The 13,793-nt window shown below is 70.5% G+C and carries 9 protein-coding genes and 3 pseudogenes; 8 read left to right on the top strand and 4 right to left on the bottom strand.

The features are described 5' to 3' along the window. Positions 1-225, top strand: a pseudogene (locus ABTX18_RS34975) (helix-turn-helix domain-containing protein); the annotation flags it as partial. Positions 226-942: 717 nt separating this feature from the next. Here the strand turns inward: ABTX18_RS34975 and ABTX18_RS34970 are convergent. After that, entirely contained in the window at positions 943-1,428 is a 486-nt protein-coding gene (locus ABTX18_RS34970) for a potassium channel family protein (RefSeq protein ID WP_352126829.1), read from the bottom strand. Between the two features lie 636 nt (positions 1,429-2,064). On the opposite strand from ABTX18_RS34970, the gene ABTX18_RS34965 reads away from it, so the two are divergent. The 3 genes from ABTX18_RS34965 to ABTX18_RS34955 all read left to right on the top strand — a co-directional run bounded on the left by ABTX18_RS34965 (position 2,065) and on the right by ABTX18_RS34955 (position 4,629). Next, on the top strand, positions 2,065-2,670 hold the full coding sequence (locus ABTX18_RS34965; RefSeq protein ID WP_352126828.1) for a class I SAM-dependent methyltransferase: 606 nt from the start codon (positions 2,065-2,067) through the stop codon (positions 2,668-2,670). A 403-nt stretch (positions 2,671-3,073) separates the two neighbouring features. Next, entirely contained in the window at positions 3,074-3,919 is an 846-nt protein-coding gene (locus tag ABTX18_RS34960) for a GH25 family lysozyme (RefSeq protein ID WP_352126827.1), read from the top strand. 119 nt (positions 3,920-4,038) lie between these two features. Next, the gene (locus ABTX18_RS34955) at positions 4,039-4,629 is read left to right on the top strand and encodes an N-acetylmuramoyl-L-alanine amidase (protein WP_352126826.1); all 591 of its coding nucleotides are present in this window, start codon (positions 4,039-4,041) and stop codon (positions 4,627-4,629) included. 386 nt (positions 4,630-5,015) lie between these two features. Here the strand turns inward: ABTX18_RS34955 and ABTX18_RS34950 are convergent. Beyond that, positions 5,016-5,431: pseudogene (locus ABTX18_RS34950) on the bottom strand (TetR/AcrR family transcriptional regulator); the annotation flags it as partial. Between the two features lie 59 nt (positions 5,432-5,490). Here ABTX18_RS34950 and ABTX18_RS34945 point away from each other — a divergent pair. Next, entirely contained in the window at positions 5,491-6,351 is an 861-nt protein-coding gene (locus ABTX18_RS34945) for an SDR family oxidoreductase (protein ID WP_352126824.1), read from the top strand. A gap of 297 nt (positions 6,352-6,648) precedes the next feature. On the opposite strand, the gene ABTX18_RS34940 is transcribed toward ABTX18_RS34945, so the two are convergent. Both ABTX18_RS34940 and ABTX18_RS34935 read right to left on the bottom strand, forming a co-directional pair. Then, positions 6,649-8,808 carry a cellulose binding domain-containing protein gene (locus ABTX18_RS34940; protein WP_352126823.1) on the bottom strand — a complete coding sequence of 720 codons (2,160 nt, stop codon included), beginning with the start codon at positions 8,806-8,808 and terminating at the stop codon, positions 6,649-6,651. 552 nt (positions 8,809-9,360) lie between these two features. Then, positions 9,361-9,699, bottom strand: coding sequence for an alpha/beta fold hydrolase (locus ABTX18_RS34935; RefSeq protein ID WP_352126822.1), 339 nt, complete (start codon positions 9,697-9,699; stop codon positions 9,361-9,363). Positions 9,700-10,321: 622 nt separating this feature from the next. On the opposite strand from ABTX18_RS34935, the gene ABTX18_RS34930 reads away from it, so the two are divergent. The 3 genes and pseudogenes from ABTX18_RS34930 to ABTX18_RS34920 all read left to right on the top strand — a co-directional run. Further along, entirely contained in the window at positions 10,322-10,858 is a 537-nt protein-coding gene (locus ABTX18_RS34930) for a cyclophilin-like fold protein (RefSeq protein ID WP_352126821.1), read from the top strand. A gap of 43 nt (positions 10,859-10,901) precedes the next feature. Beyond that, on the top strand, positions 10,902-12,158 hold the full coding sequence (locus ABTX18_RS34925) for an MFS transporter (protein WP_352126820.1): 1,257 nt from the start codon (positions 10,902-10,904) through the stop codon (positions 12,156-12,158). Between the two features lie 42 nt (positions 12,159-12,200). After that, a pseudogene (locus tag ABTX18_RS34920) lies at positions 12,201-12,665 on the top strand (SDR family oxidoreductase); the annotation flags it as partial. Between the last annotated feature and the right edge of the window lie 1,128 nt (positions 12,666-13,793).

Here is a 13,793-nt window from a genome sequence, read left to right as displayed (position 1 = left end):
CGCCGGGCAGCGGAGCGGTTCCAGGTCTCGCCGACCACGGCACAGCGGTGGGCCGGCCGCTACCGGGAACTCGGCGAGGCGGAAATGAGCGACCGTCCCAGCCGCCCCCACCACAGCCCCAGGCGCACGCCGACCCGGACCGGACGCCGGATCATCAAGGTCCGTCTCGTACGGCGGTGGGGACCGGCCCGCATCGCGCACCTGCTGGGCCTGATGCCCGCGACGGCCAGTCCCGCCTCCGTGCCCCCGCGCTGGGACCGGTCGGCACGATCCAGGTCAAGCCTGTTCGATCCCTCGTGCGCAGGGGTATGCCCTGCCTTGCCGACCGCACTCAGGGCGGGCGCCGTCTTCCCGCTCACGCCCAGCGGCGTCAGCGAGCCGAACAGATGCTCGCTGAACCCGGCCTACCAGCTCGCCGCCTACCAGGCCCTCCCCAACACGGTCCCGGTTGCGGCGGCCGCAGCACTGGCATCAACCACGCGGGAGGAAACGCAGAGCGGACGCCGGCGACCAGACGATCGCGAGCTGGGCCGGATAGGCCCATCCGTCAGAATGCGGGCGCAGTCACGGGCTGCCGGGCGGTCCTACTCCTCCAGGTCCGTCATGTCCCGGAAGGGCTCGCCCAGTTGCCGCGGCAGGCAGCCGAGCGGGACGGGCGGGCGGTGCAGTCGTGCGATCGCGGCTTCGGCCTTGCTGATCTCTTCCTGGGCGCTGCTTCTCAGGTCTCCCGACGTGGGTGAGGTGTTGGGGTCAGGCTGGCGTCATGGGCCGTGGGGACCTGACGAATGCGGAACGGCGTACAACGCGGTGGCCTGCGGAGCCGACTGGTGCACCTTGAGATTCTGATCGCGTGTGACTTTCCGTGCTGCCGATGCGGGTGCAGCGGTCGACCGCCGGAGCTGAGCCGGCCGTGTGTGATCGGACGTGAGGCGGGCGGGGCCCTCAGCGTTCACCGTGACGGTTCAGCAACTGCTCCACGCGGTCGAACCTCTGGTGCAGGATCCGGAGTTCCGCACTGACGGCTTCCTCGCCTTCGCGGGTATAGCGCCCTATGGCCGTGCGCGCGTCACGGACTTCCTTCTCCGCCCGGCCGACGAACCAGGTGGCGAGGGCCGCAGTGACCATGCCGAAGGTGGTGATCCCGGCCAGCATGGTCACGGTGGCAATGACGCGGCCCCACGCGGTCACGGGATACAGGTCCCCGTAACCGACCGTCGTCGCCGTCTCGATGGACCACCAGATGGCCTTGGGAAAGGAAGTGATGTTTGCACCCGTCGCCCCCCGCTCGACCGGCACGACCAGCGCTGCGCCGGTGAGCAGCACCAGGGCGGTGGCCGAGGTGACAGCCAACGCGGCCCGGAAGTGAAAGGCCCGCCATCGCGGGTCGCTCAGGAAACGGCCGAGCAGTTGGAAGAACGATTGCTGCACGGGAGGTCCCTCGACCGGAATACGGAAAGGTTCCGGCGACGGTAACGCCGCAAGCGCGGGAGGGCGTGACCGACCCACGCCGATTGCGCTGCACGGCCGAGTCGAATACTCCGATGGACCACTCCGGGAACAGCAGTCCGACGATCACTCACAGCGCGGTTTCGGCCCTCACCAGTACGGGTCACCGAGGGTGCGGGCAGCCGCCCGCACCACGATCTCCCCGTACGTCGCCCTGATTGCACGTTCTGCTCTGCCGGTAGATCATCCTGCTGACGCCCCGGGCTGGTCAAAAGCGCCGGGACACTGTGGGAGTTCGCGGACCATATTCCGGTTGCTGCAAAGCGGTCGCGAACCGGGCTTCCAGGTAAGCGGCAGGGTTCCCCTGTCGAAGCAGCGGCCCTGGACGACCTGCCCCGTGGACCGCACGGGTCGCCCGCGCAGGCGTTGATGGCATCGGTGAGGTACACGTGAGGTACACCTCTGCCGTCGTGTTCCCCGCTGCGTACCAGCGGTGGGTCTGCTCACGCAGTTCTTCGATGATGCCGGGGGGGACGACGCAGCGCCCGGGCCGCCGCGTCGAGGGCTCCTGGATGCCTGGGCTCCGTTGGCGTCATGCGGACCTCCTATAGTTGCCTCATGAGCCGTTGGTCGGATTTGGCAGGCAAGGCGTCCGGCGAGGACTACGCCGCACGATTCGCGGATTTGGCCCGCAGCGGCAAGAACGTGCACGGTGAGGCAGGGTTCTGCGCGGCTCTGGTGCCTGCCGGAGCGCGGGTGCTGGACGCCGGCTGTGGTACCGGGCGCGTCATGATCCGGCTCGCGGAGCTCGGGTACGACTGTGTCGGGGTGGACCTTGACCCGTCGATGCTGGCCGTGGCGCGAAAGCAGGCGCCCGGACTGCCCTGGTTCCAGCTCGATCTGGCCGAGTTCGTGCCGGCCCAGGTCGGCGTCGCGGAGGGCTTCGACCTCGTCGTCGCTGCGGGCAATATTTTCCCGTTGCTCGCCCCCGGCACCGAGGCCGCCGTGGCTGAGCGCCTGTCCGCGGCACTGCGTCCGGGCGGCCTGCTGGTCGCCGGCTTCGGCCTGGACGAAGCCCACCTGCCGGTGCTGCCCGGCCTCACCCTGTCGGACTACGACGACTTCTGCGCCGGTGCCGGTCTCACTCTCGTCGACCGCTTCGCCACCTGGGACGCCGATCCTTACGGCGGCGGCGGTTATGCCGTCAGCATCCACCGCCGGTGAGGACCTGCGGAACGTCTTGACGCCCACGTCCACCGGGCCTGCGGGGGCAGGGGCCGGGGGGTGCCATGCAGGACCGCGTTCTCCGTGACGATGCAGCCTTCGCCCAGCTCCACCGGCCCGCCCGCGGCGGTCTTACCGGGCCTTGGCGGTAACGAAAGCGACCTTGCTCATCCCCCAGCGTGGCACTCGGTCCGGGCAGGTCAGCTGCCTTTACTGTGACCGCTGTCGGTGGTCGCCGCTTCTCGTTGGCCCGAGGCGCGACCTGTACACGCTCCTGATGGGCCAGTTCGCTCGTCGCACCCTTGGGGATCCGGCGTCACTTTACGCGCGTAGTTTTGACGTGTACAACTCACCTTGCACCCTCCGGACTTGGTCGTACCGCCAACACCTTTGGAGGTCCCCCATGCACATCTCCAGATCTCGCTCAACCCCACTGAGCCGCGCCGCCGCCACCCTCGGCGCCTTCACCGTCACCCTCGGCCTGCTGGCCGGCAGCACCGCCCAGGCCGCGCAGTCCCAGGGCGGCCAGATCCCGCTGGGCACGGGCTACCTGGGCGTCACCATGCACAACACGCAAACGGCCCCGGGTTCGGTCAGCCCGATGGCTGCCACCGACGGCGTCCAGGGCATCGACGTCTCGCACTATCAGGGGACGATCAACTGGACCTCGGTGCGCAACGCCGGCAAGCAGTTCGCCTGGATCAAGGCCACCGAGGGCACCAGCTACAAGGATCCGACGTTCGGCGCCAACTACACAAACGCCTACTACGCCGGTGTGATCCGCGGTGCGTACCACTTCGCCCGGCCCGACGCCTCCAGCGGGGCGACCCAGGCAAACTTCTTCGCCTCCAACGGCGGCGCCTGGTCCAAGGACAACCTCACGCTGCCCGGCGTGCTGGACATCGAGGGCAACTGCTACGGCCTGTCCCAGACCTCGATGCGCAACTGGATCCTGGACTTCTACAACACGTACAAGACCCGGACCACGCGAGACATCGTCATCTACACCAGCCCCAGCTGGTGGAACACCTGCACCGGCGGCTGGAGCGGCATGGCCACCCGCAGCCCGCTCTGGGTGGCCCACTGGACCACCGCCGCCAGCCCCACGGTCCCGACCGGCTTCCCGGCCTGGACGGTGTGGCAGTACGCCAGCACCGGCACGGTGTCGGGCATCTCCGGCAACGTGGACCACGACAAGTTCAACGGCACCCGCGACCGGCTCCTGGCCCTGGCCAACAACACGCCGTGACCGCGGGCTGGTGACATGCCCAAAGCAGGTGGGCCGCCGACAACCGTCGAGCGGCCCACTCCGCCTGGGCCTGCACGGCACGAACGCGCACACTCCCCTGACTGCGTTACGGAGCCCCCATGGACATCTCGAACCCGTCACGGCGCGGCCTGCTGAAAGGCGCGGCCGTCGCCGCCGGCGCCACCGCGCTCGGCGCCCTCACCGCCGGCACAGCCCGCGCCGCAAGTTACCCGACCACCCACTGGATCCCCGCCAGCACCTCGAACTACACCGTCTCCAACCGGCCCACCAGCTATGCCATCGACCGGGTCGTCATCCACGTCACCCAGGAGTACTTCCAGGACGCCCGGCGGATCTTCCAGGACCCCGCGCGGAAGGTGTCGGCGCACTACATGCTTGCCTCTGCGGACGGCTATATCGGCCAGTTCGTCCGGGAGAAGGACATCGCCTGGCACGCGGGGAACTGGAGCTACAACACCCGCAGCATCGGCATCGAGCACGAGGGGTGGGTCGACGACCCCAGCTGGTTCACCGATGTGATGTACCGACAGTCGGCGCAGCTCACCGCCGCGATCTGCACCCGGTACGGCGTACCCAGGGACCGAACCCACATCATCGGACACTACGAGGTGCCAGGAACGGACCACACCGATCCCGGCCCATCCTGGGATTGGGCCAAGTACATGACGTACGTCAAAGCGGCCGTCTGACCGGCTTGGGCGTGCTCGCCGCGGGCTGCGCCCCCGCCACCGCTCCTCATCGCCGCCGGCGCCCCCATCGGCCTCACCACCGTGGCCGCTCAGGTGGTCGGCCCGCCGGCGGCCGGACGGGGGCCTTGGACCACTGCGGAGCGGTGATCGGCAACTTGCTGAGCGAGTCGATGGGCGGCATGCTGCCGGCCCGCATCTTCGGCGTGGCACTCGGCGGATGGCGAGGTGGCGGCACTCCCAGCTTTGGCCGCGGCGTTGATCCTGCTTCGCGACGTGCGGTGGCAGGTCGCTTTCCAGCTCGTCGATGTCGTCGCAGAGCCCGGCCCGGGGCCTGCCTCAGGGGGTGTCGGCAGCCGCGGCACCTGACGCCCGATCAAGTAGGCGCCGCCGCCGTCGGCCACCAGGCGCGTGAGCCACTCAAGCAGCAGGCTGCTCGGCGTCACTCAGCACATCGGAGGCGTCGGCGAGGGCGGCGCGCAGCGCGCGGGCCGCCGCGGCGGGTCCGGTCTCCCTGGCGGGGACCGTCGGCCCTGCGGGGCGGGGTCGAGCTGCGGGCGCTTCGTTCCAGGAACTGCGCGTATCCGTGCTCGGCGACGACCTCAGGGAGCCCCTCCTTGTCGCCGGACAGGCGGTAGATCGCCGGCGGCTGGGTTCCGGCTGCGGCGGCGACCGCGCGGGTGTTCACCGCGTCAGGGCCGCCGTCTTCCGGTAGCTCGACGGCCGCCTCGACGATGCGGCGCCGAGGGCTGCCGGTGGAGTCGCACCCAGCTATGAACCGATGGTATCGAGAATTTGATGCCATCGGTATTTCCAATGTTATCGTTGGGGTGATTCCACCGGAACCAGTGTTCGGAGAACCTAGTGATCATCGTGACCGGAGCCACCGGAAAGCTCGGCCGCCGCACCGTCGAGCGCCTCCTGGAGCGTGTCCCCGCCGACCGCGTCGGCGTCAGCGTCCGCGACCCCCGCAAGGCCCAGGACCTCGCAGACCGCGGCGTCCGCGTCCGGCAGGGCAGCTTCGACGACCCCGCTTCCCTCGTGCACGCCTTCGAGGGCGCCGAGCAACTTCTCCTCGTCTCCCTCGACCGCACGGGCCAGGAGTGCGTCAGCGGCCACCGCGCCGCCATCGATGCCGCGGTGAAGGCCGGCGTCGGCCGCATTCTCTACACCAGCCAGATGGGCGCCGCCCGCGACTCCCGCTTCCAGGCATGCCGCGACCACGCCCAGACCGAGGACCTGCTGCGCGCCACCGGCCTGCCCTGGACCGCGCTCCGCAACGGCTTCTACGCCTCCAGCGCCCTGCAGTTCCTGGAGTCCGCCCGCCACACCGGCGACATCGCCCTCCCCGCCGACGGCCCCGTCGCCTGGACCAGCCACGACGACCTCGCCGAGGGCACCGCCGTGATCCTCGCCGGGAAGACCCGCTTCGAGGGCCCCACCCCGCCGCTCACCGGCCAGGCGGCGCTCGACTTCGACACGGTCGCCGAGATCGCGTCCCGGACCACCGGACGGGTTTTCACCCGCACCGTCGTCCCCGACGACACCTTCCGCGAGCAGCTCCTGGCGCACGGCACCCCGGCCCCGATCGCCGACCTGCTGCTCAGCATCTTCGCCGCCGCACGGAACGACGAGTTCACCGCCGTCGACTCGGCGCTCGCCGAGCTGATCGGACGAGAGCCCGCCGCTTTCCGCACCCAGCTGGAGCGGGCCTGGGCCGAATAGAAGCCACCGCCGCCTGGGAATCCGCTCCGCCGCCGCACGGCGGCGCACTCGTCGTCTGCCATCAGCCCGAGGCCGGACGGCAGCCCGGTCCCGGCCTCGGACACCGGCACCTGGCGCACGTACGGTCGCGCGACCCGGCGGTCTGGTTCCACAGGAAGGCTTCCCCGTCGAGAAGGAAGTACCGGCTCGACGCCCGCCCCCTCCGGGGTGCGGGCGACAATCCTCCCGCGCGCCTGCGGCCCGGCCCGCCGGGGGCGGGCCGGGCCGCAGGCGGTGGGTCAGGCCGCAGGCGGTGGGTCAGGAGGTGCGGCAGACCGTGCCGTTGAGGGTGAACGCCGTCGGGGCGGGGTTGGCGCCGTCGTTGGCTCCGACGAAGCCGAAGGTGGCGGTGGAGCCGCCGCGCGGGGCAAGCTCGGCGTTGGCGCCGTTGTCGGTCACATGGACGCGCGTGCCGGAGCCGGTGACGTTCGCGTTCCAGGAGCTCTGCACGGACTGGCCGGTGGACGGCCAGGTGAAGTCGAGGGTCCAGCCGTTGACCGGGGCGTCACCCACGTTGGAGACCGTGACGGTGGCGACGAATCCGTTGCCCCAGCCGCTGTCCACCCGGTAGTTGACCAGGCAGCTGCTGTCGCGCGGAGCCGTGGTGGCGAAGGTCAGCGGCTCGGAGGGACGCGAGAGGCGGCCGTCGGCGTCCCGGGCGAGGACGTTGACCGTGTGCTCCGAGCCCGGCGGCAGGTTGTGCAGCGTCGCCGAGGCAGAGGTTGAGGTGGCGACCAACTGAGCGTTGGTGCCCAGCTGTTCGTACACCTCGTAGCGCACCGCCTTTCCGTTCGCGGGGGCCGTCCAGCTCAGCGTGGCGGTCGAGCTGTCCACGGCGGTGGCCCTCGGTGCGCCGGGCGCGCCGACCGAGGCCGCGGCGGCGTGCGGGGCGACGGTGATCGTGGTGATCGAGTACGGCGGCAGCACCTGGTCTCCCCCGGCGGTGGCGGCCACCCGGGTGATATCGGTGTCGCCGCGGCCGTAACGGTGCACGACCGGCGCCTGGGTGGTGGGCGTGTATCCGGCGTAACTGATCTCCGCAGTGCGGGAGTTCAGCGGGTCCTTGTTGATCAGCATCACGCTCAGGGTGCCGTCGGCCCGGTGCACGGCATGCGCGGAGACCTGGTCGCTGTCGGTGGAGGAAGCGACCATCGTGTCACCGGGACGGCCCAGCTCGGTCAGCGACTTGATGCCGTAGTACGGGTGGAACGGCGTGTTCACGGCCGGCTGGCAGACATCGCCGACGCAGCCACCGCTGGAGAGCAGGCCGAAGTCGTTGAAGTCGGTGTCGCCGTCCACCGTCTCCACCTTGGTGGGTCCGTTGTGGACGTTCCACCAGTCGACGTTGAAGACACCGTTCTCCAGTGCCGTCATGTAGGTGTCCGCGGCGAACAGGCCGTTGGGGCGGCTGTTCATCTGGACGTTGGAGTTGACCTCGGTGAGCGCGATGCCGATCTTCGACGAGCGTTCCCCGGCGTACCGGTCGATCTGCCTGCGGACCTCGCGGAGCTGTCCGGGGAGCCGGGCGGTCCGGTTCAGCGCCTCGTCGGCGGTGGCGCCGCCCGGGTAGGAGTGCACGATGGCGAAGTCGATCGTCCCGGCGACCGCGGACAGCACGGTGTGGTTCCAGTCGGCCGAGTCGCCCGGGCCGATGATGCCGTCCGGCCAGTCGCCCGGCGTGGTCAGCACGGCGCCGATCTTGATCGTCGGGTCGACCGCCTTCATCGCACCGGCGTAGGCGAGGACGTTGCGGGCGTACTCACGCGGGCTCTTGTCCGGGTGGTCGTCGGCCTCCCAGCCGCTGCCGTACTGGCCGTTGCCGTAGATCTCGTTGCCGATCTCCCAGTACTTCGCCCCGTAGCCGCGGGTGACGTTGGCGTACCGGACCCAGTCGGCGGCCTCCTGCGGGGTGCCGGTGCCGTAGTTGGCGATGATCATCGACTGGGAGCCGGAGGCGCGGACACTGCCCATGAACTCGTCGAAGGTGGTGCCGGGGGCCACGTAGCCGCCCGGGGCGGTGTGGTCCTTCCAGTGGTAGATGTCGCCGTAGGAGCCGCCCGGGTAGCGCATCATGCCGACACCCGCCTCGCCCAGCAGGCCGGTCACCCCGGGGTCGTTCATGTGCGAGTCCCAGAGCGCGTGGTTGACCCCGAACGCCGCCTTGTCGATCGTGCCGAGCCCCAGCCCCGCGTTGACGGAGACCTCGACGGCCGACGCCTCGTCGGCGGCCGTCGCCGCTGCGGCCGGGTCCGCGGTGGCTCGGCCGGTCGCGGCGGGCGCCGGCGGTGCGGCGGCGAGGGCGGCGACCGTGGCCAGGGCGCAGACGAGCGCTGCGGCGGGGCGCCTGCCCGCGATTCGTCCGGCCGTGCGGGGCGGCCGGCCCAACCAGCCGGTGGCGGGGAGGTGTGCGAGCGGCATGACGTGTCCTCCTCGGGCGAGCGCCGCGTCGGTCGGCAGGACGCCCGGTGTGAGTGGTCGATGGGTGCCATCGGTGCGCGCAGCTATGGGAGCGCTCCCATGATGCAAGGGAGGCATGACCGCGTCAATGGTGCGGACGAGGGCAATCCCATCTCCCGTCACCTGCCGCCGCGCGGCGAGGCGTTCGGCCTGCGCGGGCCACCAGGCGGGCGGAGGCCGAACGGTGAGCGGACGGCTCCACCGACCTGTCCGGCTTCCACCCATGCTTGCCCAGCACGTGGCCTTCTACGGCCCCGCCCGCGTCTTACTGAAGATCGTTTACGGGGCAGCCTGCGCCCTCGCGACGAATTCCTTGAGTACCTGCGGCTGTTCCGCCCGACGGCTCTCCGCTCTGCCACCTGCCTGCGTTGCTCGGTCCGCTCGGCGGACCGCTGAGTGGCACGCTGAGCAAACGCCGTCAGGCTTCCCCCGAGCACCACGCCGACGAGCGATAGAACCGGTCGCCGGACGTCACCTGCCACCGTGACACCCCTCCAAGCTCAGACCTCTGAATCAGCGCTCTGGGCTCGGTGCCAGGCGAACGGCCGGTGCCACTCGTTCGATGCTGCGGCGGTAGGGCAGACCGTCCAGCGGCTTGCCGGCGAGGAAACGGGTGATCAAGTCGGCGGTCTCCGCGGTCCGTTCCAGGATGAGCATGTGGTCGGCATCGCGGATCTCGGCGTGCCGACCAGGACCGCGCCCGACCCGGCCGGGGTAACGCCGGGCGATCTCGTAGCCGATAGCGCTTCCGTAGGAGCCGGCCAGCACGTTGACCAGCCCGACACCGCACTCGTCGAGCATGTGGCAGATGGCGTCGGCAAGAAAGTCGGCGCCGTAGGTTTCGGGCAGCAAGTCGGCGGCGCCCAGCCGGGCGGGTCGACGGTCAGCACGTCCATGCTTTCGAGGAACACGCCCTCGCAGCGCCCCCACGATTCCTTGCGCTGGAATGCCCCGCCGATGATCAGCACGGGCGGGAAACACGGGGCGGAGGCGCGGACCACACGTGATTCGCAGGAGAAGCCCTGCCAGCGATGCCTCCGCACACGTGCCTCGCCCGGTGACGGAGCGGTCTCGGCGGGGAGAGGCGTCTTGAGCGGCATGCCGGGGTCGATCACGCGAGGTCGAACGATCTTTGAGGTCTGAAGTCACGATCCCTTGATCTGCCGGCCGCTGCCGGGTGTCCACACCTCGACGGTACGGCCTGGTCGCCGACGGAGGGACGTCCTGCTGGTACACCCCTTGTCAGTGACTCGCTGCGCGCGCGAAGTACGGGTTACCTGGATGCCATGGCGTTCTCCTCCGCTCCGTCGGCGGGGCGGGGGACGTCGGCACGTGGACCCGGACGGTCCTCCGCTCTCGTACGTAAGGAATCCCTGATGCGCGGAGCAATGATCTATGCCCCAGGCGACGTGCGCGGGGCCTTCCGGTACGGCGCCGAGCCCATGCCCGCATGACAATCCCGAGGATCCCTTCCATGAACTCCGCAGTCCGCCGCCGTCCGGTCCGCGCCGCTCCAGCAGCCGTCCTGTTGCTGGCCGTGACCGCCTGCTCCGGCGACGCGCAGGAATCCACCCCGGCCGCCCCATCCTCCGCCTCGGCGTCCCCGGGGCAGCAGGACACGACGGCCCCCACCCCGCCATCCCCCTCATCAGGGAGCACCGCCATGGACATCCGGGTCACCCTCGACGGCCGCCCCATCGAGGCCACCTTGAACGACAGCCCCGCCGCCCGCGACTTCGCCGCCCTGCTCCCGCTCACCCTGGGCCTGGAGGACTTCCACGGCACAGAGCGGGTCGCCGACCTGCCGCGCAAGCTGAACACCTCCGGTGCCCCCGAGCCGGTCTCGGCCAAGGTCGGCGACATCGCCTACTACGCACCCTGGGGCAATCTGGCCCTCTTCTACCAGGACGGGCCCGCCCCTTCGGCCGACCTGCTCATCCTCGGTCACCTCGACGTCAGCGCCGACCAGCTCGGCGGTGCGCCGCGCATCACCATCGAAGCCGCGGCCTGACCCGGGCGGCTGCCTGAAATCCCTAGAGGAAGAGAAAACCCGTATGCCTTCCGCAGTCGGCACCCCCACGGGCAAGCTGCCCCTAGTCGTGTGGGTGCTCGCCGTCGGCACGTTCCTGATGGGCACCACCGAGTTCGTGATCGCCGGACTGCTCCCGGAGATCGCCGGTGACCTCGGCGTCGGCGTCTCCCACGCCGGTCTGCTGATCACCGCTTTCGCGCTCGGCATGATCGTCGGCGGGCCGGCCATGGCTCTGGCCGCGCTGCGCCTGCCCCGGCGCCTGACTCTCGTCTCGGCCCTTGCGGTATTCGCCCTCGGGCACGTCGTCGCCGCGCTCAGCTCCTCCTTCACCGTGATCCTGGCCGCCCGGGTGCTGACCGCGCTGGCCACCGGCGCGTTCTGGGCCGTCGGCTTCGTCATCGTCACCGCCGCCGCAGGCCCCGCCCGGGCGACCCGGGCCGTCGGCGTCATGATGGGCGGCCTGACCCTGGCCAACGTCGTCGGCGTCCCGATCGGCTCTTTCGTCGGCCAGTACACCGGCTGGCGCGGCCCCTTCTGGGCCCTGGCCGCCCTCGCGGGACTCGCGGCCGTGTTCATCGGCCGGTTCATCCCCCGGACGGAGCGGCGGGCCGAGATGTCGGTACGGGCCGAAGTCCGGGCGCTGCGGCAGGGTCGGTTGTGGCTTGCGCTGGCCGCCGCCGTCCTGATCATGGGCGGGGTCCTGGCCACGTACACCTACATCACCCCACTGCTGACCGACCGCGCCGGTGTTCCGGCCAGGGCCGTTCCACTGGTCCTGATCGTCTTCGGGCTCGGCGCCCTGGGCGGCACCGCCATCGGCGGCCGGCTCGGCGACCGCCACCCGATGGCCACCACGATCACCGCCGCCACCGTGACCGCCTTGGCACTGCTCCTGCTGATCCCGCTGTCGAGCGGGCCCGTCACCGCCGTCGCCCTGGTCTTCCTCATGGCCCTGGCCGGGTTCACCGTCAACCCCGTCGTCACCGCCCTCGCCGTCCGCTTCGCCGGCGACGCCCCCACCCTCACCTCGGCGCTGACCACCTCCGCCTACAACACCGGCATCGCCGCCGGCTCCGCCCTGGCCGGGACAGCCATGCACACCTCCCTCGGCCTGACCGGACCCGCCCTGGTCGGCGCCTTCTCCGCCACCCTCACACTCCTGCCGCTCATCGCCCTCACCCTCGGCGGCACCCGACGGCAGGCCCGGATCGTGGCCCAGGGCGCCGCCCCCGCCCTCGTACCCGACGACGCCACCGCACCGGTGCCACCACGGCACTGACCCGCCCCCTCGGATCCTTGACCACGGCCCGCCCACCACGGCCCGCCCCTCGACGAGAGTGCCGCGCAATTCGACCGCGTCCAGAGCATCAACCTGCGCGGCATCTGGGCGGGCATGAAGCACGAACTGCGCCACATGCGCGACCAGGGCAGCGGTGCGATCGTCAACTGCTCCTCCCTCGGCGGCCTCGTCGGCAACCCCGGCCGCGCCGCCTATCACGGCACCAAGCACGGCGTGATCGGCCTGACCAAGAGCGCCGCCCTCGAATACGGCTCCCGCGGCGTCCGCATCAACGCCGTCTGCCCCGGCATCATCGCCACCCCGATGGTCGACGCCATGGCCGCCAAGGGCGAACTGGACCGCGATCGGGCCGCGGCGGGCCAGGCCATCGACCGCCTCGGCAGCGCCGAGGAGATCTCCCAGGCCGTCCTGTGGCTGTGCAGTCCCGGCGCGAGCTACGTCACGGGCGTCGCCCTGCCCGTCGACGGCGGCTATACCGCCCGATAGCCTCTCGGCTCCGCCCTCGCCGACCGGGCCCTGGGGTCGCGGGTGCCGGCGAGGGCGAGGGCGGTGAGCGGCAAGAAGGGGAGGCTGTCCGACGCGGTGGCCCAAGGGCTCGGGTTGCCGTCGTGGACTCCGACCTGCGAGCCCTCACGCATGCGCGGTGATGTCCGCACCACCCATACCCGCGGTGAGGACGACCACCGTGCGCCTGCTACGGCTCTGCCGAGTCACATACATGCGCGCGGCCAGCGCCTGAATGATGTGCATGCCTCTGCTGTGCTCGTCATCGGCCGGTGGGGAGGCAGCGCTCCCAGGTTCGTCGCCCCCCACGCTCGATGACCGTGACGTGCCAGGAGCCCCTTCGCGTCCAGGCGCAGGCGAACGGTCAGATCGCACCGGCCGTGGGTGGTCGCATTGCCGGCGAGTTCACTCACCACCCGCTCGGCATCCTCCAGCAGCTCCCCGCCGGCCTTCCACAGCGTCAGAACCGTCGTGGTGAAACGCGAGCCAATGGGACGCCGGCAGCCTCCGCGGGCAGCCGGAAGGTCAGAACTCGCAAGACATCGGCTGCCGTTCCCGTCGGCTGCGTCTCGCGTCGGAGATGTCTATACGGTTCCTGGACAAGGGCACGAAGCGCAAGAGCAATGTTTCGAAACTTTTATCGCGCTGGCACGAAGGGCCGGATCGGCACGCACAGCGCTCGGCCTCGGACCGGTGGTCCCCGCCTACGACGGAGGACGGCCGACGCGGCCCCGCCCCTTCCGCCTTCCCGAACTCCGGGTGCGGATGGGCACGTTCCCATACGCCGACCGCGCGGACGGCCGGAACACACAGGCCTGCCGAATGGGCGCGCGCCATCCCTTGACGCCCACCGGGCCGGTTTCTACAGTTCACTCCGGCCAGTGTTACTTGTTTTCGCGCAAAATTTCGGAGCGACGTGCAGTCCGCCTTTCCCGGCCGTGTCGAGAGGACCGATGAAGCACATGAGCTATGCCAGACGACGGGCGTTGATCGTGCGCGGCGGCCTGGAGGGCTACAGCCCCGTCCAGACCACGGACCTCTTCCTGCCCTTCCTCGACCGGAACGGGTTCGACGTGGTCATCGAGGACTGCCTGGAAGTCTACGAGGACG

Origin of the sequence: Streptomyces sp. NPDC096323, assembly GCF_040302845.1 — a bacterium.
Lineage (GTDB): Bacteria > Actinomycetota > Actinomycetes > Streptomycetales > Streptomycetaceae > Streptomyces.
This window is presented reverse-complemented; position numbering and strand designations above follow the sequence as displayed.

Excerpts from the sequence above, each read along its gene's own strand:
- ABTX18_RS34955 (WP_352126826.1), top strand. The coding sequence starts at position 4,039 with ATGGACATCTCGAACCCGTCACGGCGCGGCCTGCTGAAAGGCGCGGCC.
- ABTX18_RS34925 (WP_352126820.1), top strand. The coding sequence starts at position 10,902 with ATGCCTTCCGCAGTCGGCACCCCCACGGGCAAGCTGCCCCTAGTCGTG.
- ABTX18_RS34930 (WP_352126821.1), top strand. The coding sequence starts at position 10,322 with ATGAACTCCGCAGTCCGCCGCCGTCCGGTCCGCGCCGCTCCAGCAGCC.
- ABTX18_RS34960 (WP_352126827.1), top strand. The coding sequence starts at position 3,074 with ATGCACATCTCCAGATCTCGCTCAACCCCACTGAGCCGCGCCGCCGCC.
- ABTX18_RS34940 (WP_352126823.1), bottom strand. The coding sequence starts at position 8,808 with ATGCCGCTCGCACACCTCCCCGCCACCGGCTGGTTGGGCCGGCCGCCC.
- ABTX18_RS34965 (WP_352126828.1), top strand. The coding sequence starts at position 2,065 with ATGAGCCGTTGGTCGGATTTGGCAGGCAAGGCGTCCGGCGAGGACTAC.